The sequence below is a fragment of the Halobacillus locisalis genome, from assembly GCF_013694105.1.
Classification (GTDB): domain Bacteria; phylum Bacillota; class Bacilli; order Bacillales; family Halobacillaceae; genus Halobacillus; species Halobacillus locisalis.
The window spans coordinates 167,519-191,206 of record NZ_JACEFG010000002.1; the positions used below are offsets into that span (position 1 = coordinate 167,519).

Sequence of the window (23,688 nt, forward strand, 5' to 3'; positions counted from 1 at the left end):
TTTGTTAGCTCAATTAATTCAATTCCAAGAAAACAATCAACCTTATTGATTGGAATAGATGGTTGTGGAGGCTCTGGTAAAAGTACTTTTGCAAATGAGTTTAAAGAAGAATTCTCTAATGTAACGGTTGTACATATGGATGATTTTTATTTACCTTCATCACAACTTATGGAAGCAGATCCAAAGCAAAAACCTATTGGTGCAGACTTCGATTGGAAACGTGTCTTAAATCAAGTTCTCGAACCAATTAGCCGAAATCAAGAAGGATACTATCAAAGTTATGATTGGGACACTGACCAATTAGCGAAGTGGCATACTGTTCCTGTAGGAGGAATCGTGATAATAGAAGGTGTTTATTCCATTCGCAATGAACTAGCAAATGAATATGACATTACAATATGGGTTGATTGTCCAAGAGAAACAAGGCTATCACGAGGTCTTGAAAGAGACGGGGAAGATGCCCGTGATATGTGGGAAAATAATTGGATGATTTCAGAAGACATTTATATGGAAGAACAAAAACCACATGAAAGAGCAGACCTCATTGTTAATGGTACAAAGTGAATAACCACCACTTAATGGTTCAATAATTAAGGAACTTTAAGAATTGTCTCGAATCTGAGTTTTCCGTTAACGGGGGCGATTGTTCAATTGAGCATTAGCCCTTTATTACATAAGCACAAGTAATATCGTTGGTTAAACCTATTTAACTGACGGAGCAGGATTATTGAATAAGGAACAATTTAATTGAAATAAAAACTCAAACATCTAATTCAAACAAGCAGGGTAATAAATCCAAGAGTTATAAGGGGGGATATTTTTGAAAAAGGTTGTAGGAGTTATACTTTTGATAATTGTTATTGTAGCAATCAGCCTCTTTATCTTTTCTAATGATTCTAATGATTTCTCAAATATCACCAAGATAGAATATCAAAAGTATAATCAAACTAAAGATAAGTATGGTGAATTAAAGGTAATTGAAGATGATGAAACTCTTAGCCAGCTAACGAAGCTTTTCAATAAAGCGACTCACCAAAATTTTGAGTACAATAAGGCGTATCACGACGATATAAAACTTACTCTATTATATAATGGTGAAACATCTGAAACCGTAAGAATTTGGAAAAATTTTGGTAAAGACTACGACTTATTAGAAAGTGAAACAAGGGATGGCATATATGAAATTAAAAACAACAATTCAAGAGAGTCATTACGTGAGATTTTAAAATGAAAAACAGCTTTTTTCTAATTTGAGTAAAGGGGGCGATTATTCAATAAGAATAATCGCTTTTTCTTTAACTAAATATAGGTGCAGGGTTCTGAAAGACTTGATTTAGAGGTAATTAAGATAGACACGATTGATGTGGTTATTATTTCCATTAAACTGTGGATTTGATATGATATATTTACTTGTTATTGATCAATTAATCCAATCACTTTAAGGAAATAAAGTAAAACTCTAATAGCTGAAAGAGGGGAATGCAGATGTTTTCAAAGAGGAAAACCACAACAGGAAAATGGCTAGCCTATTTAGGTTTATGGATATTTGCTGCAGGATTTGCATTTAGTGAGATCATAGGAATTGAAGGTACGCCGGATTTGTTAGCATCTGCATCCATCCCACTGATAGTAATAGGGATATTGATGTTGATAATATCAAACTTCTTCAAGGAGGAACGTTCAGATGTATAAACATTGAGGATAGCCAGAGGTGGGATATCTCAAAGATGAGTCTTCCTTTTACTGATTGATGAACTAAAATGCAAATAATAAACTCAAAGGGCGGTACATAATGATTGATTGGTTTTGGCTTAATGTTGGTAGTCTCGTTTTTGGTCTTATTGCATGGACACTTCCTATTGTTAATCTTATACGATATAAAAACAATAAACGAAAAAATTGGAGCACTCTTTCCATTATGAGTATCAGTGCTTGTGCTATATCGTTATATATTCAGATAGTCTATGCTTTTAATCTGGTTAAGATCGGGTCATTGTCTAATCTTATAGAAGAGGCTTGGGTGGATGCCAGTTCAGTTCTTCTTATCGTTACACTCCTACTGAATATAATCACGATCATTGTATATCGTGACAAAACAACGAAGTAGACTATAAATCAACTCTTATCAAAACGCTTTTGTTAAATAAGTAGGATAAAATCTTTTCTAAAAATGATAATGGAAAAACCCGCAACCTTTTAAAGGGAGGCATAACTACGGTGGACTTACTTGTTGTTTTACTAATAATAATTGGCGTAGGAGCAGGGGGAAGCTTTGTTACCTTAGCACTTATTCCAGGTTATAGAAAAAACAGAATGATTGCCGGCCTCACCTTAATATTAATTTCGCCTCTTATACTAGTGATGTCTTTTTTGGGACTCGGGGGAGGAATTGGTGGTGGAGCGCATCGGTGCTGTTATTGGAATCTCTATATTCTTAGCTGGACTAACTACATTAATTGTCGGAATATTCACCAGTGATAAGTATAGACTTGGTGCAATAGAAAAAGAGAAAGAAAAAATTCTGGATTCACAATGATATAATAAGAAGAAGTGAACTAAATTTGATTTGAGCATGCACTATTCTTTAATACTTGATCGTTGAAAGTATCTTGGAATCAAGTCTTGCACAGACGGGGAGGGTTCTTTTGTTTCAGTTGTGGAACATAAGAACCGTCCCCGTCTTTTTTAATGAAAAAAAGGACCTCTCGTACTTTGTTCAATTTTTTTGTAAGGAATTTGAATTTATTGCTTCTTATATGTAAGGAGGTGAGAGGGTGACACAGCTGGATGATATTTATCATACATACTTTAAGGATGTATTTTTATATGTATATAGTCTATCTGGCGATCAGCATATAGCTGAAGATATTACGTCGGAAACTTTTATGAAGGCCTTAACCTCGCTGGATAGTTTCAAAGGAAATAGTGATATCCGTGTCTGGTTATGCCAAATTGCCAAGAACAGTTACTATTCTTATTTGCGTAAGAAAAAAAGCTTTGTAGATCTTGAGTCGGTTCCAGAACCAGCTAGTGGAGATAATGTAGAACAAGAAATCGCCACTTCAGAAGCGTCTGTGAAGGTACATGAAATGATCCAGAATTTAAAAGAGCCATACAATAAGGTATTTACGCTCCGTTTATTTGGAGAACTGTCATTTAAGCAAATCGGCAAATTGTTTGGAAAGAGTGACAACTGGGCTTGTGTTACTTATCACCGCGCTAGAGAAAAGGTTAAAGCGCGAATGGGGGATTATCGATGAAAATTAGCTGTAATGTAATCAAGGATATACTGCCGTTATATGCCGAGGATATGGTAAGTCAAGATACGAGAGATCTAGTCGAAGACCATATAGATTCTTGTGAAAACTGCAAAAAACACCTTGAAGAAATGCGGACTTTTGAAGAACCACCAGTCGATACCGACATAGCACCCTTAAAAAATATACAAAATACATTGCGAAGGAAAAAGCTGCAGACGATTCTATTTTCAGTCATGGTCACCCTGGTTTTTGCAGTGGTGACAATCGCTTATCTGACAACGCCAGCATACCTACCTTATAATGAAGATGCGGTTTCAATTATTGAGAAAGATGACGGAACTGTACTTTTGAATTTTAGTGAAGAAGTCGCTGGATTTGATGTAACCGAATATCAAGCACAGGACGATTCAGGTTATGTCTACAATATCACGACCTGGGAAACGATTTGGCATCAGAAAATAAGCAGAAACAACCTAGAAAATACGGTCTTAAACCCAAATGGGAAAACGGTCGCTTCCATCTACTATTACAATACCGATGGAAGTGAAAATACTTTAATTTATGGAGATTCCATAACGGAGGGTTCTATGACGTTACCTCGGCTTGTTTTAAGTTATTATTTGTTGTTTGCTATAGGGGGCTCACTTCTTTGTGGAATTGGATGGTTCCTATTCCGGAAGAATGAAAAAATAAGGAATGGACTAGAAAATATAATTCTATTGCCAATCTCCTACGTGTTCGCTCACTTCCTTATAAAAGGTCTTCACCCTGCTACTTACCTTGCTGGACGAGACGTTTATCTAATAGTACTAGTCACCATTCCTTTATATTTTGCGTTGTTGGCTGGAAGGAACATATTAAAAAAATTATCCAATAAGAAGCCGAAAAGCACTTTATAATAGGTTGCTTTCACTGGTTTATAAAAGACTCGACAATCAGCGGTTCTTTTCTTGATTTCTTCCATATTACTTGATACCTAGAAGAATACCTCGATTTCGAGTCTTCTACAATTGGGGGCAAAAGCTGAATACCGCTTTATTGGTAGTCAGCTTATTTATTCTTAAAAATAGTTGAGTGAAACTTTTGATTGGGATAAACCGTATTTACTAATGTGAATATTTAATATTAATACCTGCTTGGAGGCTTTGGGGTGCAATTTGTATTTAATGCTATAAAAAATATGTTTTTAGATTTATATTCAATGGTTAGAGGATTTACATATGGGTTTTTATTGGTTGGCTTATTTATTTTAGTTGTGGGTGCTTTAATCTATGGTGTTTTATATCTAAAAAATATCGTGTTGTGATAAGGACCAATGTATAAGTTATGGTTAATTATCTTGATATCAAGTCTTCTATTAAAGGGGGCGATTGTCCAATAGAGACAATCGCTTTTTCACTAGCGCGCAGTTATAGGAGGAAGAGGTGAAACGTTGAAGTTTAATAAGATATATCAATCCCAAATAGACGATCATCACGATGGAATGATTCACAGAGAAGCAGTCCGGGCTGTCATCCTATCCAAAGAAAAGATTTTACTAGTACAATCGAGTAAAAGGGACTATAAATTCCCAGGGGGCGGAATAGAGGAAAAGGAAAGTCACTCCGAAGCGCTTTTACGGGAGATAAAAGAAGAAACAGGCTATATACATGGTTCGGTGAAAGAAAAGATAGGAATCATAGTTGAGCGGAAGTTGGATGAATATGAAAAGGGGAAAGTTTTTCAAATGACTTCGCATTATTATCTGTGCGAGCTCACGAACCAAGAAGCCGTTGCTCAACAATTGGATCCATATGAGACGGAGCTTGCATTTATGCCTGAATGGGTTTCGCTCGAAGAAGCGATTAGACAAAATGAACGCCTGATCAAACAGGGGGAACAGAACAGTTGGCTGAAACGTGAAACCTTCGTACTAAACGAAATAAACACTTTGGTAGTGAAATGTAAGTGCCTGACTCCCCACTTCGCTAAAGTGTTAACGTAGTGGGGGGCAGGCACTTTCAATAATAAGATTGTTTTAGAGAAGGCGGAAGGTATCTCGAGTTCAAGCCTTCAACTAATGGGGGCAAATCTTTAATAATGTTTTCCTTATTGAGCTGAGTAGCAATGCGAACAAGTAACTTACCTAAAGGGGGAGCGAAATGTCGTTTATTTTACCAGGAGATCCTTCTGTTCCGTGGTCTTCTTTAAAGGATACAATGGATAGGAAGGTAGTAATAATCCAAGAAAGTAACATAAGTAAACAAGTTGGCTTTACTTCTGAACAAATTACTGAAGAAGTGTATGAATCCAAAAAAATGATAAAAAGGATTCAAACTTTGAAATCTGATTTGTTAGGTGATATAGAAGCAATATCAATAATTTCAAAAGATACATTTAAACCATACAAACATAAAATTTCTACAAAAGGATCTTTCAAAAAAGTGGAGTATTTTGAGTCGTTCATTCGACTTACGCAAGGTGATTCAGAAAATGATATAAAAAAAGAAAACCCACTATTTGAGAATCATTCTGTTGAGATGGTTATTCGATTATTACCCTTCCATCAAGGATATATTACTAACCATTTCGCTTTTCATCCTGGTAAAGAGCACGTAATAAATGTTGTTATAAGAGTTGTGTCAAAAGAGTTTGTAAAAAAGTGCGGAGTGGATTTCGTTGAATCATGGAAAGTAGAAGTAAACTTTGAAGGCAATATACAATTTTATTGGATTAGCATAAATGACAAAGAACTGTTAAAACAAGAAAATATTTTATCTCCCGATACAAAGATGATTTTTGAAAGGGAATAGTGTGGTGTTGTGCTAATGGTGATATCGTTGAGAATATGCTTTAATTATCTCAAATTCAAGTTTATCGTTATAGGGGGCGATTGTTTAGTAAGAACAGCCCCTATTTTAGTAATATCGTGGAAAAATTAGCATTCTCCATTCGAAAAATTATATTGTATGGGAGGGGCGTGTATCAAAAAATATCTATTGGCATTAATGGTTCTTATTAGCTTAAGTCTAATGAGTTGTTCGCAATCATAAAAATCGATTGCCTGGTGAAAAGCCTCCGGAAGTAAAGATAGAAATCGAGAATAAAACGTATGAGACTATCCGTGGTACATATTGCTGGAATGGTACGTGTGCAGACACGGGAGGTCCGCGTAAACTCTTAAAAGGAAAAGAACCTATTCGTGTAAATCCCGTGGAGAAAGTGTCTTTTAATATCGACTATAAACCTAAACCAAATAAATTCACTTTAGTCCAAATCAGTGAAAGTGATGAAGAGGAAGTCTCAATAATTGAAAAAAGTTTTTCCGCACCTTCACAAAAAGGGACCTATTATTATTCTTACGGAATTTGGTGGGAAGATAAAGAGAAAGAGGACTTATTTCACGGAGATGCCTTCTATGCTTTCGCTTTAGAAGTAGGGTGATTATTAATCTAAAGAGGACAATAGTTTAGTATCAACCTCAGGATCTCGAAATCATATCTTAAAGTAATGGGGGCAATTGTTCAATATAGATAATCGCTTTTTAGTAACGGAGAAGAATAGTTTAGCAAGAGTTGCTAGAGAATTTTAATGATATGTAGGAGGGGATATCTTGATTAGAACGGCACGAGAGAAGGATATAGGTGAATTAGCAAACTTGATGGGAGAATTAGGCTATCCAACAACAACGAGCGAAATGGAACAACGCTTTGAAAAAATTAGTTCCAATCCATCATACAATACTCAAGTAGCCGAAAAGGATGGTAAGGTTGTTGGAATGATTGGGATGATGTTAGGTTTTCATTATGAAAAAAATGAAAATTACATCAGAATTGTAGCTTTTGTGGTGGATTCTAAATATAGAAAGAATGGCATTGGCGATAAGCTTATACAAAAAGCAGAGGAATGGGCAATGGAGCAAGGGCTAAATAAACTGGTGTTAAACAGTGGAAATCGTAGTGATCGTAATAACGCTCATGAATTTTATACCAACAGAGGTTTTGAGGGTAAAGCAACGGGCTTTTACAAAATATTACCTTAACTTCATTCTTCACTAACTTATGGGTTAGTGAAAATATGCTTCATTTATCTCGAAATTAAGTCTTCCGCTATCGGGGGCGATTGCTTAACAAAGATTCGCTCTCTAATTCAATTACATCCAGTTCGTTGCCTTTTTTTAAAAAAACGTGCCTGACCCCCGGTGCGGTGATACTTTATCACAATGGGGGTCAGGCACCATTAAAAAAGCCTTCCTTACGAATCAAATAGGTTAAGCGACAATTGCTGGTTTTCACTAGTTGAACGCTGTTTCTTCTTTGTCCTCTTTCTTTGTACGTTCGTTGAACCTTTCCCTTTAACACTCGAAATTACTTCTTTCGCAAACCGATTCGCCTCTTTCACATCCACTACTGGCTCACTATAATCGATGTGAACAAATCCATGATACTTCCAAGGTTGGTGAATATACTTGTTTGGAACATGTTTGAGCGCTGGAATGTGGCTTCGTACAAATGCGCCTTCGGGGTCAAGGTCTTTCCCCAGTTTAATTGGATTCAGAACTTTTACTGACTTAGCATCAGTGGTTCCAGCTGATAATTGTATTTGACTATAATGGATACCTGGTACGTAATCCAAAAATAATCCAGCAAGATAATCACCAGGCCTGCGCCAATCCAAGCCGAGTGTGTGGCAAGCAAACGAGATGAGCATCGCTCTTAATTGATGATTGATCCAGCCTGTCTTAAGAAGCAACCGCATCGCTGCATCTATCATGGGAATTCCCGTTTCACCCTTACACCATTTATGAAACCTTTCCTCATTATCTTCTCGCACATGATCCAACGCAGTGTTTATGGATTCAAGAGCAATCGACGAATCATCCTCCAACCACTGCTTATATTGACTATGCCAGAAAAGACGTAACAAAAATGCCTTCAGTTGCTTAACGTGATTCTCGTCCTCTATGGAAGAAATCTTTTCATTGGTTCGTTGAACAACATACCGCATCGTAACATTTCCCCAAGCAAGATAAGGGGATAGTCTACTACCTGATGTGGATGACGAATCGGAATCTGACAAGTCATCCTTATAGCTTATCGATCGCTCGGACAAAAACGTTTCAAGTGACTCAAGCGCCAGGCTCTCACCACCCTGTTGCCCATATTTTATACCTATTCCCCCAACCGAAAGCCTGTTCATTTTTTCAATGGAGGAAGATAGAATAGAGGGCACTTCCTCCTCATCTACCGTTGGAATATACGTTGGTGTCTTCCATAAGGGGCTATCCATATAGACATTCCACTCTTTTCTCCATGTTCCTCGATGGTCGAGCCCCTTCACCACTCCGTCTTGCTGATACTCCTTCATCTGAAGGCCTTGCCTCTCCATCCACATGTGCACACGCATGTTTTGCTCCTTCATTAAAGGCGTCTCACTTTCTTCATGCGCGTGAATCGTAAACTCCCCGAACGCCTCATAAATCGTCGCTAATACATCCTCCACTTCCTGAATCGAGACATAAACGGTACCACTTCGATGATGAAAAGATTCCTGAAGTTCCGTAAGCCCTTCCATGATGAATTGTAGATGACGAACCGATCGCTCGCTATTTTTCCATAGAGAAGGATCAGCTATATAGACCGGCAAAATTGGTTCACCATATTGAAGCGCTTCCACAAGTGGCTGATGATCATGTAAACGAATATCCCGCCTGAACCACACAACTTGCAACACATCCATCCCTCCGCTTTTATGTATCTATGTCCTATTGTAAACGTGAATGCATGGAAGGAGAAGGAATAACCATCTAAAAACGTGCCTGCCCCCCACCCGCTCCGGTGATGCTTTATCACAGTGGGGGTCAGGCACCATCAAAATACAACTTGTATCAAAGCTCCCCGCCATAAAAAGAAAAGTACCCAAAATATACAGATAAGGCAATCGTAATCCCGAGCATTCCGAACATCATCAAAGGAAATATCCAGTCTTTCCTCTGTATTTTCATCGGACGATAAAAGGTGCGATCCCTGTCACCGGTAAATCCTTTTGATTCCATAGCTACAGCTGTCCGCTCTGCTTTACGAATGGCACCTGCCAGAAGAGGGATGGCCATGCGTTGGTACTGCACGATCCATTCTTTCCATGTCTCAGGCTTGTTGACGCCGCGGATTCTATGAGCGGCCAGCACCTGCTGGAATTCGGTTTTCAACATGGGCAGGAAGCGATATCCGGCTAACACTCCGTAGGCGATTTTCGGAGGGAGCTTCAGCTGTTGAATGAGACTGAGAATAAAGTGGACCATGTTTGTCGTGAACAGAAACAGTAACGAAAGGGTGGCGAAGGCCAGCACCCTAAGCCCTAAGGACGTCGCGACCCAGACATCCTCCGCTGGAAAGTTGATTCCGAATAGAGACAAGTTTTCTTCAGAAGCGGTGGATTTATCTGTGAAGACCAACGTCGTCCAGAACATGCCAAAAGCAAACAGTAAGAAGGGAAGAAAATAATAGACATAATGTTTCTTCTTGAATGTGCCGAACCAAAAGGTGACGACCATCGTCCCACAAATATAGATCAACGGCGTGACAGGGTCGAACAGGAACGCTAATAGAAAGACGAGGCCGATGATCGTCAGGGCCTTCACGGTCGGATTCAAGTCATGTAGAAACATAGGGTTGCTCCTTGTGCTTGATGGTTCGTTTCCACTGCTCCCTTGGCGGTAGTTCCAAATGGAAGCTTGCTAGATTGTCATGCGCCCACAGTTTTTCTGGTCGATCGTTAAAGGCGAGTCTTCCTTCTTTTATCACGAGCACCCTGTCCGCATAACGGTCGACGAGTTCCATGTCGTGCGTGATCATCACAATGGTTATGCCGTTGTCGTGCTTTTGTTCCAGCAGTGCCATCAATTCCGCTGTCGATCTCTCGTCTTGCCCGAATGTAGGTTCATCGAGAAAAAGCAGGCGTTGTTGGTCGACGATCATCGTGGCGACACTCAACCGTCGTTTTTGCCCCTGACTGAGAAGGAAAGGATGCTGATGTTCCATTCCCTCTAACCGGCAGAAAGCGAGCGTTTCTTGGACAAGGGTCTGCTGTTCTTCCTCTGCAATGCCACTGTGCCTCAGACTGAAAGCCACTTCGTCATATACCGAATCGGCGATGAATTGATGTTCCGGGTTCTGAAAAACGTAGCCGATTTCTTTCCGCAATGCTTGTTGTGCCCACTTCTTTAACGGTCGACCTTTCAAAAATACGGTGCCGCTACTTGGTTTTTGGATGCCTGCCAGTATTTTGGACAGCGATGATTTTCCGCTGCCGTTCTCTCCGGCAATCGCGATCCACTCCCCTTCATGAATGGTGACATCGACGTCATGTATAATCGATTTCCAGGTCGCATGCTTCATGCTGACCAAGGCATCTCCCTTTGCTTTTTCCAAAAAGGTCTCCTCTTGTAAGGAGGGGGGATCGGGTAAATCTGTGACAAAAAGGGGATGAGGCGGCTGGCGATGTTCCTCTAGAGACGTCCTTGTTGCAAATGGGAGGCGGATGCCCATCGTATCGAGCTTTGCTGCATGGAACTGTAAATGGTGATGCAGCGGGCCATCGTGGTTGATGGTGCCGTTTTCGCTGAACACGATCACCCTTTCCAAAAAGGTCAGCCAGCCTTCCAATTTGTGCTCAATGACGAGTAACGTGAAGCCGAGCTTTTGTTTCAAATGCTTCAATAAATCGATGAAGTCTCGTGTGGCAACGGGATCCAAGTTGGCAGTCGGCTCATCAAGGATCAACACTTCGGGCTCCATCGCGAGAATACAGGCGAGGGCGACTTTTTGTTTTTGACCACCCGATAAATCGGAAATCTTCGCAAGCTTGTGATCCGTCATCCCCACCCACTGCAACGCTTGATCCACCTTCTCCACCATCGCCTTATGAGGAATGTTCAAGTTTTCGAGACCGAAGGCAATTTCATCTTCCACGGTGATCATACAAAACTGTGTATCTGGATCTTGGAAGACGACCCCGACTTTCCGGGCGATTTCCCCTGGTTGATAGTCGGTGGTGTTCTGCCCATCGATATAAACGTTTCCTGTTAATGACCCATCCAGTTCGCGTGGAAAAAGGCCGTTCAAACAGTGTGTGAGCGAACTTTTCCCTGAACCGCTCGGACCGAGGAGGAGAACCGCCTCGCCCTGTTCGATAAGGATGTTGATATCTTGAAGGACTGGCGATTGTTGCTCCTCATAGGTAACGGTGAGGTTTTCTGTACGTAAGATGGGGTTCCTCATGCGGCCCGCTTCTTCCGGTATTCTTTACCGAGAGCGAAGCTTGATAGGACGCCTGTTTTGGCGAGTGCATCACTCAATGCTTTTCCTATGACTCCTGAAATGAGGGCTCCACTGATGATGCGGGCGATGAACATGGCGATCACGTATCCTGTGCTTAAGGCGGCAAAACCTGAGAGGAAGTAGCCCCACACGAAACTGAACACGGCAGCCATCACACCCGCGAGCATGAGCGTGAATAGGTCGTAGCGTTTATACCGGGTCATCGCAAAAGCGGATTCTGCGCCGAGCCCTTGAATCATGCCGGATACCAACAGCATGGGCCCCACGGCATTGCCGAGTAAAACCTCCACTGCGGCCGCAATCGTTTCGGATAAAAACGCAGCCCCTGGTTTGCGGATGATATACGCGGCGATGATCGAGACGATGAACCAGATGCCGAATATGAGGTCGTAGCCGATGGGGCCTAAGAACCCGACTAGGATTTTTCCAACCGGTAGAAAAGCGAGATACACGATCGCGAACACGACCGACAACACGGACATGACGACGACTTCTTTCAACTTCCAATGGTTCATGATTGTTTCTCCTTATGGGTCGGACTGTTGGCCGAAATGGTGACCGTCATGACGGTATGAGACGATCCGCTATTCTCGGTTTCTCTGAAAACATCTTCAAGGCCGGTGAAAATGGCATTGGTATCACCTTCTAGACGGGTCGAGTAGTGAGCAGGGGAGACGGTGACACCTTTTTCTTTCATCGCTTCGATTTGACTGTAAATCGTGTCCATGTAATCTCCGCCACCCATCGGATAAAGCGAAAACTTAGCGGCGCTGTATTGTTGGATGTCGCTTGTGTCCTTTTCATTCAAGCGTTCTGTAGTCTCCTCCATGTACACATCTCCAGAAGAATCCCCCGGGCAGCCAATCGAAAACGTACCTTGGAACGCTACGTGGACGTCGGTTTTCGCGATATGCAACAGGATCGCTTTTGTCACATCAAACACGTGCTCCATACGTCCGCGGACGGTGGTCGTCACGTCATCAGTCTTCATCCAGACGTTCGATGTGTCCACTTCCTGCAGGCTCCCTTTGATATACGACACGAATTGGTCGGACATGGGGTGCACAGAGAACGAGCACCCTGCAATACGAGAATTTCCACACTGATTTTCCATTTTGTATTCCTCCTTTTTTTGAGCACAAAAAAACTGCATCCCATGGGAATGCAGTCGATCAATCGATAAAGGAAGAACCGAGGTGGTTCTCGTGAAAGACGACCGCACTTCCCCACGCTAGTATTATCTAGTTCGGGTTCGAAGGGTCGGAATATTTTCCTCTCAGCCGCTTGAAGCAGCTCCCCTAGTGCTGAACGTGTATGCAGTTATTGTGCTTTGAATTTATAGTAACGGAGATGGTGAGATTTGTAAACGGTCTTTATTTGCAAAAGCTTTACCTGGGAATCTTGGGCAATCTCGGTTCTGTAAGACAGAAAGACTGTAAAGAGAGTCGCCAAGCTGTCAGGTTAGGAGATTCCTTTTTTCCAAATATTTGTTAGTATGAAGGCATGTTATTCACACGCTAAGGAGGGAGGGGGAACGAATGAGAATCAAGGTACTGATCATGGCATTTCTCTTTCTGGTAGGCTGTCAATCAAACCCACCGGAGCCTGAGTTTACGATCGGGAACGTGTATCCGATCCAGATGACACCAGGCAAATCATATTATTTGGTGACTTCATTCGAATGGGAAGGAGAGAAGGAAACGACACTACGATCAATAAACATTGTTGGTGGTGCGTCTTTCCAGCCTGCTTTTTATATAGGGGAAGAAACGAAAAAGACGGGAATCTATACGAGAGAGAAGATCGGTGAGAAAACAGCTGTGGAGGGGTACACGCTTGAAGAGAAGCAGACGCTGATTATGGAATGGACGATGCCGGAATCCGTTACAGATAAGTCTTCCAAACTCCAGTTCATTTATGAAATCGACGGGCAGGAGTATCAAAAGGAAGTAGAATGGGATACGTTGACGGAATTGATGAGCAGTGAAAGGCTTGTTGATTCGAACGAAGCGAAACCGCTCGAAGAAAAACCTTCATTCTCGCTGACTGAAAGCAACGAGCAGGTTCCTTTTCAAGTTGTCTCAGAATGTTGGGTGGAAAACTGTGAAGAAGCGTCTTCTTTTCTAGCAGAACCAGTGATCGAAGCGGAGGTTGAAGAGCTGACGTCCGAGCTAGAACCACGTCCTGTCTCGTCTGGTTCGTTTGTCGAGGTAGAAGTGGAGGGAGAAGAGCCGGATGAAATCGTCTATCATAGACAGGTGGACTCCATTTTCATAGAAGAGCGTCTTCAGGAGAACATCATTGAGCTTCAGAAGCGTGGAACGCACCAGTTCTTGTTTACCGCTATTTGGTACGATGAGTCGGGACTTTTTCAAGGTTCGAAAACGGTTGGGGTCGTCTTTGATGTCGGTAATTGAATCGTTGTTGCGTGTATAGGTGGGGTCAACACGCAACCTCTGGTAAAGACAAACGGTAATAAAATCCCCGTATAACAAGGTCGTCCGTCATTTGGACGATCTTTTTGTATGAAAGATACATAAAATCGAAAGCCAAAACCTTCTTACGATTGTCTAATTCGTGTCAGTAAAAACAGAGAGAGGGTCAGCTAATCATGAAACGTTTAGTCAAAAAAGCGCAGAAAGGAAATGATCAAGCCTTTCTTCAGTTATTTCAACACTATGAACAAGATGTGTACCGCATGGCCTACGTCTATGTAAAAAATCAAGAAGATGCATTGGACATTGTTCAGGAAGTCGCGTATCAATCTTATAAAAAAATCGACACGTTAAAGCAACCAGAGTATATCAAGACGTGGCTGATCCGAATTACTATCAATTGCGCCACGAATCTCCTACGTAAAAATAAAAAAGTCGTCCATTTACAGACACAGCATGAGAAGTATATGGGAACAGAAGAAATCGATCTATCATTATCAATATCACTTCGAGACGTCATGGAAAAATTGGAAGTGGACGAAAAAAGCATCGTGCTCCTTCGTTTCTACCATCATTACACGTTTCAAGAGGTGGCCGACCTTCTTGATCTTCCAATAGGTACAGCTAAGACGATTTTGTACAGAGCTTTGAGGAAACTTCGATATGAGTTGAAGGAGAGTGAATGGTATGAACAATAAGTGGAAAGAAGAATTCGACAGCATAGAAATTCCAGAGGAACTGCACAACAGAGCGAAAGCGGGTGTGAAACGTGCGAAGAATGAGGGGAAACGGCAGAACGGTTGGAAGAAGCCGGTTGTAGCGGCTGGTCTTTTTCTGGGGCTTACTTCAGTCACGCTTGGCTTCTCGTTCCCATCGACTGCCGGACAAATTCCGATCGTGGGAAACATCTTCGAAGAAATGAGTGACAGCTTCACCGTATTCGATACGTACAAGCCTTTTTCAACAGAGCTGAACAATGTGGAAGAGAGCAATGGCATTCAAGTGACACTGAACGATGCCATTTTCGATGGAAAAACGCTTACGTTAACGTATTCAATCATGACGGAACAAGATTTGGGAAGTGGTCTTATCATGAAGGATTCGTTATCCATTAGAGGGGTCAGTAGTTTAGGTGGATCTTCCAAAATTGATCAAGTAGAAGAGAACGCTTATGTTGGATTGATGACGATGACGAATGTAGACGAAGAAGCGATTCAAACGGCCAAAGTTAACTGGAATATTGATCAGTTCTCTGGTGGGGATACACAAGAGACGATAGATGGAAACTGGGACTTTAGCTTCAAACTTGAGTCGACAGACTATCAAGTGCAGGAAGTGATGGAAAAGGTAGAGCAAGACGACGTACAAGTAACCGTTGAGACATTAATGATGAACCCGATGTCCTTTTCTCTCAGGTACACTCAGACAATTTCAGAAGAAGTGGACAGTCACTGGAATGAGGTCGACGTCGATCTGATCGTACAGGACGATCTTGGCAATGTCTATGGTGGAGAAGGAAATGGTGGTACGGAAGATGGACGCACTTCGACATGGAGTAAAACATTTAAAGCTGTACATCCAGACGCAAGCAAATTGATAGTTACTCCACAAGTCTCTTTACAAAACTCGGAAAGAAGTGGTGGTTCTGTAAACGCGGATACGGGCGAGGAGATTTCAAGTTATTCTGAATCATCCAGTGAAGACCCTTTACCTGACCGGAGTTTTGATTTAGAAGATATTGTGATTGAATTGACAGAAGATCCTTCCTCTTGATGAGGGGAGACTAACCTCAAAGGATGATTGCTTAACTACAAAAAAGTGCCTGTTCCCATACGTTAGGGACAGGCACTTTTTTCATATCATCACATGTCTATTTCTCACTCATCCGCTACTTCAATTTTCACGGTTTCCTCTTTGGTTGTGGTTTCGAATACGACTTCCCATTGATCACTTTCTTCGTCGTACTCTATTTCTTTTACATTAAAATATTCTCCTCGGTGAGCGGGTGTTTTAACCTCTTCTTTGGCTTGAGCGACTGCTGATTTAATCACTTCAGAACTTTTCAAGTCAGCATCCTCAGGTTGAGCGTCTTCTAGAATTTCCGTTTCCCTTGCTCCCGCTTGTGCAGGAAAAGACTCCATCACATTCGTATACGAAACTTGAACATAATCGCCTACCTCTACTACCTCTGGTCGATTACTGAACCAAATCATATCGACAAGCATTTCATCTTCTCTAACCTCCGTCACATAACCTTTTAACTGATTCGGTGCGTTGACTTGGATGGCGGTTTTCACTTCCGAGTTTTCATTCAGATAGCTGAGTTCTTCTTCCGTCAATGGTTCCGTCACATCAAGGTTCAACTGTTTTGAAGGCGTACATGTCCCAAAGCTCCATAATTTATTTTTTATAGTAGAACCGTCTATTACTTTCGATAAGGCATCGTGTTGGTGTCAGAGCTCCGTTGCCGACATCTCAACTTCTTCTATTTGAACCGCATCCTCATTAAATACTTCTTTGATTTCATCCGCTGTTTTTACAAAAGCTTCTTTCACTTCGAGCTCTTCTTCTGTCAACTGCTCTTTGAACTGAAGAATGATGGTCCCTTTCACCATGTACATGTCACCAATGTTCATTAAATCCTCAAAGTTGTAGCCTTCTTCAGCAGTGCCTTTTCGTAAAAACTCCTGACGTTCCCCTTGGAGCGAGGCCACTTCAAGCACCATGGGGTTGCGTTCCTTTTCTTCTTCTGAGATTCGGTCCACATCATAAAGCTTTTGCTCTTCCTCTGATAAATCACTGAATGTCTGCCCCTCATAGTCTGGTTCTGGACATGACTCGACAAGCATGTCATAGCTGTCTAAACGATCGGCACTCGCTGGCTCTTTCTTTGGTTCAGGTTGTCCGGTCTGTCCGCATGCTGATAGGAATAGTACGCATAAGAATGAGATGCTTATTATTTTTTTCATCTACTCCGCCCCCTTGTTGTTAGATTAGTCGTTGGAAATGGTAGAGAGTTACAGATTATTTAGTAAGAAGTAATATTAGAAAAATGAGTGGCGCGGTTTTCACGGCTTTTCTTTTGAAAAATAAGTTTCAGCATCAAAAAAATAGTTTATTAATAAATGAATACAGTAATTTTTCAGAGGGAGGTCATGCAATGGATTCTGCACAAGCACAGCAGAAATACAGTGACTCAAGCCAGCAGTCCCGTGAGGAATACGTTGATCATAAGATGAACAGCCACTCTCAATTTTATAAGAAAAGCTATAAAATCTTGTACACCATAAATGACTTCACATTGGGGTTATGGTTTTTGATTGGAAGTGTATTTTTCTACTTTGAATCATTGAAAACATGGGGTGTGACTCTTTTTGTCCTTGCGAGTCTGCAGTTTGTCATAAAACCGACAATCCGCCTTGTCCACGAGGTTAACGCCCGCAAGCATTATGGGAATGAATATGATCAAAAGCATCAGTGAAGAACAATGCTCGGGCCTGGCGCATTGTTCTTTTTTTAAAAGTAAGAAAGTGAAGAAAAGTGCCTGATTCCGACTGCGGTAATGATTTAACTGGGGGTCAGGCGCAAGCAATCATTGTAAAATACGTGGCAGAGATCTTTTATTATGGTAAAACGGTCGGTCTCAGTCGCTTGTCGTATTTAATGTTTGGTGAGATATTTCGAAATTGAGTCTTCCAGTATAGGGCAGTATTGTTGAAGACTCAGTTTCGAGATAACAAGAATAAATGGATGATTTTTGAAACTTATTTTGGGTTTAATCGTACATTTTATTAACTAACAAATATATCTATGTTGCTAATCGTGACTGAAACGTATTAGTAGTAACCTAAAATAATGGGAGGGATAGTATTGTCAGTTCTGATTCCTACGTTAGTAATCATTAGTGGTTCAATAGCAGCTGTTTTTGGTTTCTATATTATGTTTAAGTTCTATAAGAAAATATCAGCAAAGTGATATTAAGCAATAGGGGGCATTAGTTCAAATTAAATTTGAATATATCTCGACTTCAAGTCTTCAAGTAAAGGGGTCTGTTAGGGATAAGACGCATTATGTGTAGTGAATTAAAAAGCTCTCTGGAATAGGAGAGCTTGATTCATGCTATTCAGTGAAAAATTCTTCTAATTCATTTAGTTTGTATGTTTTTAGTTGTATACCAGAATTATCAAGAACCATGAATAGTGGATGATTTTCAATGTTGAAAACATCATCATACTTATACTCACTATTATTTTCGTTGTTATAACGAAAATTAACTGATATAAACTTCGACTTTTTTTGTGAACCCATGATTTCCATTGCTTTCTCGTAGTATTCAGTATTAGAAGGGTTTTTATTAGTGAAAATCGAGATAGCATAACGCCCTTCTTCTTTTGGTTTCAACTCTTCTATGACTTTTTCTTTTTCAGATGAGCACCCAACAATTACTAGACTTAATATTAGAACAGTCACAATTCTTTTCATAGAAATACTCTCCTAGTAAAAATCGAATTTGATCAAGAGTATAACATTCATTAGTAAATTTCACATCGCGAAGAAAATCAGGCGCAAGGTGTACAAAAATAGAGCCATAGACTTATGACTCTTGATCCTGGTTGATATCAATTAACTTTTGTAACTGGATAACTATAAAGAACAGTAGGATTACAACTAGTCCTAGTAATGATCCTAGAGGACCTAAAATAATAAAACCGATTACACCACCAACACACATCAATAAAAACAACGTGAATAATAAATCGTTCATTATATCCCTCCGATCGAAGATTAGCATAGAGGAGTTATTAAATAAAGATTTACAGGAGGGTTTGTGTTATAGAAAGGTGTTACGTATCACGATGATTATGCGTAACATATCCTATATTCGAGAGTTCAATAAACATGGGCGTTTCTTAGAAGAGTGGTGGTCCTTTTGACACAATTGAAGTAACTAGACGAAATGGTGGGGGAATATTACTTTGGTTACAAAGATAACACCTGTATAAAGAGGGGTAATTAAAAAATGAATATAGTAGAACAATGGAAAACGGAAGATAGTGATTTTATTAGGAAAAAAGTTATTGAGCACAATATGAAACAGCTTCCTGACGAACTTAAAACTCCAAATGAAAATATTAGCTTTGTACTTAAGGATGCCAATGGAAATATAAGTGGTGGAATTACAGCAAACATGTTCTGGCATCATATGCACATCGAGTTTTTATGGGTAGATGAAAAGCTTAGAGGAGAAGGTTATGGTCGTCTTCTTCTAGAAAAGATTGAGCATTTTGCAATAGAGAAAGGGTGCAGGTTTGTTTATTTAGATACATTTAGCTTTCAAGCTCCTGAGTTCTATAAACAGAACGGATATGAGGTTTTTGGTACTATAGAGGACCACCCGAAGGGGTTTAATCAGTATTTTTTACATAAAAGGTTCGATGAATAGTCTTTAGATGGATGTTATATTAACATTAATATCTCGAATACAAATCTTCAACTAACGGGGGCTTTCATTTAATATGAGTAGTCTCAATGTAGCGGAACTACTCTGTTCATTTAGCCACTTTGAATGAGTTAGGGGGTCATAAATTGGGAAAGCTTATTATCATTTTAGTATTCGTTGCTTTATATGTCCTTGGTATGTGGTTAAGTATCATTTCATTTAAACAAAAGAAATACTTAGGTTATCTTACAACTTTTCTTCTCCCATTTATCATAGGTTTCTTATTTGGTTCAATATCTGTACTTTATATTTCACCAGCCTTATTGGTTAGCTTAATAATTTATCACTTTTTCATGGAAAAAACTATAGAATCATAAATGTGTTTAACAAAGCACCTGGTTAATTTTATTGTTATTGGTTACAGAGTAATTATATCTTGAAGTCGAGTCTTAAACTATTTGGGGGCGATTATTCAATAGGTCGCAAATTAGGGTGTTTAGATCACTTAGGGGGAAGGAGTTGAACTTGTGCTTATTTTGCAGGAAGTTCGAGAAAATGAAGAGACTAAATTACATAACCTTATGCAATTTTATATTTATGAATTCAGCAAATATTTACCGGCAATAATGCTCGAAAATAACGGATCTTACAAACCGTTTGATTTAAAAAAATACTGGACTACTCATAACTACCATGCTTATTTCATTATGTTAGGCGATGAACTGATTGGATTTGCTCTTGTAGAAAGTGCTACTATTTCAAATCCTAATTCAATTCAGGAGTACTTTATTATGGCTAAACATAAAGGGAAGGGTTATGGAAAAGTGATTGCCAAAGAACTTTTCACTATGTTCCCAGGTGAATGGGAGATTACCCAGATAGAAAGTAATGAATGTGCACATGTTTTTTGAAAGGGTTGGTTAACGAAGTAAGTGGCGGAAATTTCAAAGAGCATTATAAGGAAGGAGTGTATGTCCAGACGTTTACTACATAGAATTGATTGAGTTAATAGGTTATCTCAATCTCAAGTCTTCATGTGTCGGGGGCGTATATTGAAGAACAAATGACATAAATAAGGTGGTTTTTCTCAGATGGCAATTCCAAAAAAGATACATATTATTGGCTCTGTCGGAAGTGGTAAAACGACTTTAGCAAGAGAATTATCGTCTAAGTTCGAAATTCCATATTACGAATTAGATAATGTAGTTTGGATAAGGCATAAATCTGGAGATATAAGAAGAACTGAACAGGAAAGAGATGAGTATCTAAATAGTATAATAAAATCTGAAAGTTGGATTATTGAAGGAGTCCACAATGAGGATTGGGTAAGTAGCAGTTTTCATACTGCAGAAATGATCATTTTTTTAGATACAAAATATTCAATAAGAACCTATCGTATAATAAAGAGGTTTATTAAACAAAAACTTCGATTGGAAAAATCAAATTACAAACCAACATTCGAAATGTTTCTTAAAATGTTTAAATGGAACCGATATTTCGAGAACGTGGGAAAAATTAATTTTTTCAACATCTATGGAATACATAAAGATAAAATAGAAGTTACTACAAGTGCAAAATTAATCAAGAAATTACTTAACTAAAGTCTGTGGTAGTTAAAAATTGTTCAGAGATATCTTGAATTCAAGTCTTCAAATATAGGGGGCGTTGCTTCAATAAGATGGTCGGTGTAGTCCAGGTTGAAATTTAAATAGGGGAGGGTTAATTATGTTCTTATTGGCAAGAACCGGTGGCTTATATGTGGGTGATGTAATTGTTCAATTGTTTTTCTTGCTTATTTTGGTTGCTGTAATCGTAGGGGTGATTACATTTGTTGTGAAGGCTAGAAAGAGAAATAAACAATTAAGTCGAATTGAAGAAAAAATAGACAAGCTTTCCCAAGGAGAAAAAAAGTGATCTGAACTCCATGAGCTATTAGGACTCATTTTTAATCGTTTTATCTCAATATCAAGTCTTATACAAACAATCAACGTGGTTGCGGAGCAGGTTTTGACATAAGAAATTTTGTAGGTAAGAAAAAAAGAAGTAGTAGGTGTTATTATTTGTTTCCAAACGTACCGATACATATAAAAAAGACTTTATGTTCATCTTGTACTTATTAGTTGGTACTATTCCCGCGGGTGTTTTAGGTTTGTTATTGGAAGATTGGTTATCAGAAAAATTGAAAGGAATTGTTCCAGTGGGTGTGGCATTACTAATCACAGGTATTGCTCTCTGGATTATTAGGAATTTCAAAGGTAGAAAAAGTGATAAAAGCCTCAACTTTCGAGATGCAATAATAGTTGGTTTCGCACAGGCTATTGCATTAATACCGGGTATAAGTAGATCGGGGGCTACAATTGTGGCTTCTATGGGTGTTGGAATGCAAAGGGATACTGCATTACGTTTTTCTTTTCTGTCTCGGCACCATCTTACTTAAAATCAACGATATATTCTTTGAGGGAGTGGTACTTCCTTATGCTGCCGCATTTATTTTGTCTCTTACATTTTCATACTTTTCCCTCAAATGGTTTATGGGTGTTATGGAACGAGGAAACCTAAAGTATTTTGCATACTACTGCTTTGGAGCAGGGTTATTAATCCTAATCATATTTTAAGTTCACTTGAAAAAATCTCGAGATCAAGCCATCAAGTAACGGAGCGAGGCTTAATAAAGCGATTTTTCTCCTGTAAAAAATTAGAGAGGTGTAATAGAATGTTACCATTTTTAGAAACAGAGCGTTTATTATTGAGAGCTTATGAATTAAAGGATGCTCGGCAAGCTCAAGTATTGGCTGGGGATAAAGATTTAGCAGAGACTACTTTTTTGCCTCATCCATATACTTTAGAAACTGCTGGAAATTGGATTTCAAGCCATCCTAAACTGATTGAAAACAGAGAAGCTTTTCCATTTGCAGTTATTCTTAAGGGCGAGGATCAACTTATAGGTACAATGACTCTTAGAGTTGATGATTTACATAACAAAGGCGAGCTAGCTTATTGGATTGGTAAAGATTACTGGAATAATGGTTATGCAACAGAGGCTTCTAAAATAGTTATCGATTTTGGGTTTAAGAAGCAAAATCTTAATCGAATATGGGCTCCAGTAATGACTAAAAATAAAGCTTCAGGAAAAGTAATGCAAAAAGTAGGATTAAAATATGAAGGAACGTTAAAACAAGATATTTTAAGATGGGATGAATATGAGGATGTTGATGTTTTCGGACTTCTAAAAGAAGATTATCTCGAAACTGAGTCTTCCGTATAAGGGGGCGATAGCTGCATATTGGCTATCCGGGCAGTTTAGACAATATAGGTAAGCGGGGTATTAGTTCAAGGAGGATATAATGCTGCGTAGAACTTTAATAAGTGGAATATCTGTTCTTGGTTTGTTATTGTGTCTAGGTTGTTCTTATGACGAGGATAACGTAAACATTGAAGGGATTACTGGTGAAATTGAAGAAATTAAGGAAGATTCATTCTTAATTCAAGGTAGTGATATTGAAGTAGACTTGAAATACACAAGTGATACAGTTTTCAACGGTAAAGAGCGTAGTAAATTTGTTATTGGAGATAAGGTTAAGACTTGGTACGCTAGCCAACCTCTTGAAAGTAATCCATTGCAAGCAACTGCGTCAAAAATAGAATTTATCGAGTAGAAATTAGTAATCCAGAGGCTGTATTAGAAAGTGTTTTATACAAAACATCTCGAAATCAAGTCTTCAAGTAATGGGGGCGTTTGCTTGATATTAACAATGGATAATTATCAGTAAGTAAATAAAATACAACCATTATGGAGGAGTGATTTAAGGTGGATCGAGTTGATGTAGCTTACGCCTTTATTTTTGATGAAATCAAAGAGAAGGTTTTGATGGTGAAGAATAAGGGGAGTGGTTGGTCTCTTCCTGGTGGTGCTGTTGAAAAAGGTGAAACATTTGAACAAGCTGCAATACGGGAGAGCAAGGAAGAAACTAATTTAACAATAGAAACTGAAAATATAGTTGCTGTTAATGAAGCGTTTTTTGAAAATAAGGGCCATCATGCTCTGTTCATTACTTACAAAGTGAAGATTGTAGAAGGTACTATACAAATATTACATAAAGATGAGATAGATGAAATTAAGTGGCTAGACAAAAATACCGCAAACAAACTAATGCCTTATCATAAAGGCGGCGTAGAAGGTTTACTTAGTTCATATGCTCCATATACATTCCAAGGTTAAAAGTTCTCTTGGTAGT

General features: G+C 39.4%; 31 protein-coding genes and 1 riboswitch. Of the genes, 23 read left to right on the forward strand and 8 right to left on the reverse strand.

Annotated elements, in window-relative coordinates; all coding sequences use genetic code 11:
* Positions 1-12 precede the first annotated feature (12 nt).
* The 11 genes from H0266_RS08065 to H0266_RS08115 all read left to right on the forward strand — a co-directional run bounded on the left by H0266_RS08065 (position 13) and on the right by H0266_RS08115 (position 7,281).
* Positions 13-564, forward strand: coding sequence for a uridine kinase family protein (locus tag H0266_RS08065; RefSeq protein WP_343063280.1), 552 nt, complete (start codon positions 13-15; stop codon positions 562-564).
* A 256-nt stretch (positions 565-820) separates the two neighbouring features.
* The gene (locus H0266_RS08070) at positions 821-1,231 is read left to right on the forward strand and encodes a hypothetical protein (protein ID WP_181471904.1); all 411 of its coding nucleotides are present in this window, start codon (positions 821-823) and stop codon (positions 1,229-1,231) included.
* A gap of 248 nt (positions 1,232-1,479) precedes the next feature.
* Positions 1,480-1,692: a hypothetical protein gene (locus tag H0266_RS08075; protein ID WP_246363819.1), complete on the forward strand. Its 213-nt coding sequence runs from the start codon at positions 1,480-1,482 to the stop codon at positions 1,690-1,692.
* 703 nt (positions 1,693-2,395) lie between these two features.
* Complete coding sequence (locus H0266_RS08080; RefSeq protein WP_181471905.1) at positions 2,396-2,536, forward strand: hypothetical protein; 141 nt, start codon at positions 2,396-2,398, stop codon at positions 2,534-2,536.
* Between the two features lie 238 nt (positions 2,537-2,774).
* Positions 2,775-3,260 (forward strand): sigma-70 family RNA polymerase sigma factor, encoded by a 486-nt coding sequence (locus H0266_RS08085; RefSeq protein ID WP_181471906.1) that lies wholly within the window; start codon positions 2,775-2,777, stop codon positions 3,258-3,260.
* Complete coding sequence (locus H0266_RS08090; protein WP_181471907.1) at positions 3,257-4,159, forward strand: zf-HC2 domain-containing protein; 903 nt, start codon at positions 3,257-3,259, stop codon at positions 4,157-4,159. Before H0266_RS08085 ends, H0266_RS08090 begins: the two co-directional genes overlap by 4 nt.
* Positions 4,160-4,410: 251 nt before the next feature.
* On the forward strand, positions 4,411-4,566 hold the full coding sequence (locus H0266_RS08095) for a hypothetical protein (protein ID WP_181472872.1): 156 nt from the start codon (positions 4,411-4,413) through the stop codon (positions 4,564-4,566).
* Positions 4,567-4,692: 126 nt separating this feature from the next.
* Positions 4,693-5,244 (forward strand): NUDIX hydrolase, encoded by a 552-nt coding sequence (locus H0266_RS08100; protein WP_246363823.1) that lies wholly within the window; start codon positions 4,693-4,695, stop codon positions 5,242-5,244.
* 157 nt (positions 5,245-5,401) lie between these two features.
* The gene (locus tag H0266_RS08105) at positions 5,402-6,052 is read left to right on the forward strand and encodes a DUF3108 domain-containing protein (RefSeq protein ID WP_181471908.1); all 651 of its coding nucleotides are present in this window, start codon (positions 5,402-5,404) and stop codon (positions 6,050-6,052) included.
* Positions 6,053-6,299: 247 nt separating this feature from the next.
* A complete protein-coding gene (locus H0266_RS08110; protein ID WP_181471909.1) occupies positions 6,300-6,683 on the forward strand; it encodes a hypothetical protein in 384 nt (127 codons plus the stop codon).
* Between the two features lie 169 nt (positions 6,684-6,852).
* Positions 6,853-7,281, forward strand: a complete 429-nt coding sequence (locus tag H0266_RS08115) for a GNAT family N-acetyltransferase (protein WP_181471910.1) — start codon at positions 6,853-6,855, stop codon at positions 7,279-7,281.
* A gap of 212 nt (positions 7,282-7,493) precedes the next feature.
* Here the strand turns inward: H0266_RS08115 and H0266_RS08120 are convergent, their stop codons facing one another.
* The 5 genes from H0266_RS08120 to H0266_RS08140 all read right to left on the reverse strand — a co-directional run bounded on the left by H0266_RS08120 (position 7,494) and on the right by H0266_RS08140 (position 12,692).
* Positions 7,494-8,972 carry an FAD-binding domain-containing protein gene (locus tag H0266_RS08120; protein ID WP_181471911.1) on the reverse strand — a complete coding sequence of 493 codons (1,479 nt, stop codon included), beginning with the start codon at positions 8,970-8,972 and terminating at the stop codon, positions 7,494-7,496.
* Between the two features lie 154 nt (positions 8,973-9,126).
* The gene (locus tag H0266_RS08125) at positions 9,127-9,906 is read right to left on the reverse strand and encodes an energy-coupling factor transporter transmembrane component T family protein (RefSeq protein ID WP_181471912.1); all 780 of its coding nucleotides are present in this window, start codon (positions 9,904-9,906) and stop codon (positions 9,127-9,129) included.
* Complete coding sequence (locus H0266_RS08130; protein ID WP_181471913.1) at positions 9,893-11,518, reverse strand: ABC transporter ATP-binding protein; 1,626 nt, start codon at positions 11,516-11,518, stop codon at positions 9,893-9,895. The genes H0266_RS08125 and H0266_RS08130 overlap by 14 nt, the downstream gene beginning before the upstream one ends.
* Complete coding sequence (locus H0266_RS08135; protein ID WP_181471914.1) at positions 11,515-12,093, reverse strand: ECF transporter S component; 579 nt, start codon at positions 12,091-12,093, stop codon at positions 11,515-11,517. The genes H0266_RS08130 and H0266_RS08135 overlap by 4 nt, the downstream gene beginning before the upstream one ends.
* Positions 12,090-12,692: a YkoF family thiamine/hydroxymethylpyrimidine-binding protein gene (locus H0266_RS08140; protein ID WP_181471915.1), complete on the reverse strand. Its 603-nt coding sequence runs from the start codon at positions 12,690-12,692 to the stop codon at positions 12,090-12,092. The genes H0266_RS08135 and H0266_RS08140 overlap by 4 nt, the downstream gene beginning before the upstream one ends.
* A 92-nt stretch (positions 12,693-12,784) precedes the next feature.
* Positions 12,785-12,888, reverse strand: a riboswitch (TPP riboswitch).
* A 228-nt stretch (positions 12,889-13,116) separates the two neighbouring features.
* Here H0266_RS08140 and H0266_RS08145 point away from each other — a divergent pair.
* From H0266_RS08145 to H0266_RS08155, 3 genes are all read left to right on the forward strand, one after another.
* The gene (locus H0266_RS08145; RefSeq protein ID WP_181471916.1) at positions 13,117-13,995 is read left to right on the forward strand and encodes a hypothetical protein; all 879 of its coding nucleotides are present in this window, start codon (positions 13,117-13,119) and stop codon (positions 13,993-13,995) included.
* A 194-nt stretch (positions 13,996-14,189) separates the two neighbouring features.
* Positions 14,190-14,711 (forward strand): sigma-70 family RNA polymerase sigma factor, encoded by a 522-nt coding sequence (locus tag H0266_RS08150; protein ID WP_181471917.1) that lies wholly within the window; start codon positions 14,190-14,192, stop codon positions 14,709-14,711.
* Positions 14,701-15,786 carry a DUF4179 domain-containing protein gene (locus H0266_RS08155; protein ID WP_181471918.1) on the forward strand — a complete coding sequence of 362 codons (1,086 nt, stop codon included), beginning with the start codon at positions 14,701-14,703 and terminating at the stop codon, positions 15,784-15,786. The genes H0266_RS08150 and H0266_RS08155 overlap by 11 nt, the downstream gene beginning before the upstream one ends.
* Before the next feature lie 104 nt (positions 15,787-15,890).
* Here H0266_RS08155 and H0266_RS08160 read toward each other — a convergent pair whose 3' ends face one another.
* Both H0266_RS08160 and H0266_RS08165 read right to left on the reverse strand, forming a co-directional pair.
* Positions 15,891-16,364: a DUF3221 domain-containing protein gene (locus tag H0266_RS08160; protein ID WP_181471919.1), complete on the reverse strand. Its 474-nt coding sequence runs from the start codon at positions 16,362-16,364 to the stop codon at positions 15,891-15,893.
* Between the two features lie 102 nt (positions 16,365-16,466).
* Positions 16,467-16,982: a lipoprotein gene (locus H0266_RS08165; RefSeq protein WP_181471920.1), complete on the reverse strand. Its 516-nt coding sequence runs from the start codon at positions 16,980-16,982 to the stop codon at positions 16,467-16,469.
* 191 nt (positions 16,983-17,173) lie between these two features.
* Between H0266_RS08165 and H0266_RS08170 the strand changes: the two genes are divergently transcribed.
* Positions 17,174-17,494 carry a YrhK family protein gene (locus H0266_RS08170; RefSeq protein WP_181471921.1) on the forward strand — a complete coding sequence of 107 codons (321 nt, stop codon included), beginning with the start codon at positions 17,174-17,176 and terminating at the stop codon, positions 17,492-17,494.
* Between the two features lie 638 nt (positions 17,495-18,132).
* Here H0266_RS08170 and H0266_RS08175 read toward each other — a convergent pair.
* The gene (locus tag H0266_RS08175) at positions 18,133-18,495 is read right to left on the reverse strand and encodes a hypothetical protein (protein WP_181471922.1); all 363 of its coding nucleotides are present in this window, start codon (positions 18,493-18,495) and stop codon (positions 18,133-18,135) included.
* A gap of 538 nt (positions 18,496-19,033) precedes the next feature.
* Here H0266_RS08175 and H0266_RS08180 point away from each other — a divergent pair.
* The 8 genes from H0266_RS08180 (at position 19,034) to H0266_RS08215 (ending at position 23,672) form a co-directional block, all read left to right on the forward strand.
* Complete coding sequence (locus H0266_RS08180; protein ID WP_181471923.1) at positions 19,034-19,456, forward strand: GNAT family N-acetyltransferase; 423 nt, start codon at positions 19,034-19,036, stop codon at positions 19,454-19,456.
* A gap of 524 nt (positions 19,457-19,980) precedes the next feature.
* Positions 19,981-20,364 (forward strand): GNAT family N-acetyltransferase, encoded by a 384-nt coding sequence (locus H0266_RS08185; RefSeq protein WP_181471924.1) that lies wholly within the window; start codon positions 19,981-19,983, stop codon positions 20,362-20,364.
* Between the two features lie 180 nt (positions 20,365-20,544).
* Positions 20,545-21,054, forward strand: coding sequence for a P-loop NTPase family protein (locus H0266_RS08190; RefSeq protein WP_181471925.1), 510 nt, complete (start codon positions 20,545-20,547; stop codon positions 21,052-21,054).
* Positions 21,055-21,178: 124 nt separating this feature from the next.
* Complete coding sequence (locus H0266_RS08195) at positions 21,179-21,367, forward strand: DUF4083 domain-containing protein (RefSeq protein ID WP_181471926.1); 189 nt, start codon at positions 21,179-21,181, stop codon at positions 21,365-21,367.
* 136 nt (positions 21,368-21,503) lie between these two features.
* Positions 21,504-21,890, forward strand: coding sequence for an undecaprenyl-diphosphate phosphatase (locus H0266_RS08200; protein WP_343063236.1), 387 nt, complete (start codon positions 21,504-21,506; stop codon positions 21,888-21,890).
* A 276-nt stretch (positions 21,891-22,166) separates the two neighbouring features.
* Positions 22,167-22,718 (forward strand): GNAT family N-acetyltransferase, encoded by a 552-nt coding sequence (locus tag H0266_RS08205; protein ID WP_181471927.1) that lies wholly within the window; start codon positions 22,167-22,169, stop codon positions 22,716-22,718.
* Positions 22,719-22,797: 79 nt separating this feature from the next.
* A complete protein-coding gene (locus tag H0266_RS08210) occupies positions 22,798-23,109 on the forward strand; it encodes a DUF3221 domain-containing protein (RefSeq protein ID WP_181471928.1) in 312 nt (103 codons plus the stop codon).
* A 152-nt stretch (positions 23,110-23,261) separates the two neighbouring features.
* Entirely contained in the window at positions 23,262-23,672 is a 411-nt protein-coding gene (locus tag H0266_RS08215; RefSeq protein WP_181471929.1) for an NUDIX domain-containing protein, read from the forward strand.
* Positions 23,673-23,688 lie beyond the last annotated feature (16 nt).

Excerpts from the sequence above, each read along its gene's own strand:
- H0266_RS08075 (WP_246363819.1), top strand. The coding sequence starts at position 1,480 with ATGCAGATGTTTTCAAAGAGGAAAACCACAACAGGAAAATGGCTAGCC.
- H0266_RS08090 (WP_181471907.1), top strand. The coding sequence starts at position 3,257 with ATGAAAATTAGCTGTAATGTAATCAAGGATATACTGCCGTTATATGCC.
- H0266_RS08105 (WP_181471908.1), top strand. The coding sequence starts at position 5,402 with ATGTCGTTTATTTTACCAGGAGATCCTTCTGTTCCGTGGTCTTCTTTA.
- H0266_RS08125 (WP_181471912.1), bottom strand. The coding sequence starts at position 9,906 with ATGTTTCTACATGACTTGAATCCGACCGTGAAGGCCCTGACGATCATC.
- H0266_RS08130 (WP_181471913.1), bottom strand. The coding sequence starts at position 11,518 with ATGAGGAACCCCATCTTACGTACAGAAAACCTCACCGTTACCTATGAG.
- H0266_RS08135 (WP_181471914.1), bottom strand. The coding sequence starts at position 12,093 with ATGAACCATTGGAAGTTGAAAGAAGTCGTCGTCATGTCCGTGTTGTCG.
- H0266_RS08140 (WP_181471915.1), bottom strand. The coding sequence starts at position 12,692 with ATGGAAAATCAGTGTGGAAATTCTCGTATTGCAGGGTGCTCGTTCTCT.
- H0266_RS08145 (WP_181471916.1), top strand. The coding sequence starts at position 13,117 with ATGAGAATCAAGGTACTGATCATGGCATTTCTCTTTCTGGTAGGCTGT.
- H0266_RS08150 (WP_181471917.1), top strand. The coding sequence starts at position 14,190 with ATGAAACGTTTAGTCAAAAAAGCGCAGAAAGGAAATGATCAAGCCTTT.
- H0266_RS08155 (WP_181471918.1), top strand. The coding sequence starts at position 14,701 with ATGAACAATAAGTGGAAAGAAGAATTCGACAGCATAGAAATTCCAGAG.
- H0266_RS08165 (WP_181471920.1), bottom strand. The coding sequence starts at position 16,982 with ATGAAAAAAATAATAAGCATCTCATTCTTATGCGTACTATTCCTATCA.
- H0266_RS08170 (WP_181471921.1), top strand. The coding sequence starts at position 17,174 with ATGGATTCTGCACAAGCACAGCAGAAATACAGTGACTCAAGCCAGCAG.
- H0266_RS08175 (WP_181471922.1), bottom strand. The coding sequence starts at position 18,495 with ATGAAAAGAATTGTGACTGTTCTAATATTAAGTCTAGTAATTGTTGGG.
- H0266_RS08180 (WP_181471923.1), top strand. The coding sequence starts at position 19,034 with ATGAATATAGTAGAACAATGGAAAACGGAAGATAGTGATTTTATTAGG.
- H0266_RS08190 (WP_181471925.1), top strand. The coding sequence starts at position 20,545 with ATGGCAATTCCAAAAAAGATACATATTATTGGCTCTGTCGGAAGTGGT.
- H0266_RS08195 (WP_181471926.1), top strand. The coding sequence starts at position 21,179 with ATGTTCTTATTGGCAAGAACCGGTGGCTTATATGTGGGTGATGTAATT.
- H0266_RS08205 (WP_181471927.1), top strand. The coding sequence starts at position 22,167 with ATGTTACCATTTTTAGAAACAGAGCGTTTATTATTGAGAGCTTATGAA.
- H0266_RS08210 (WP_181471928.1), top strand. The coding sequence starts at position 22,798 with ATGCTGCGTAGAACTTTAATAAGTGGAATATCTGTTCTTGGTTTGTTA.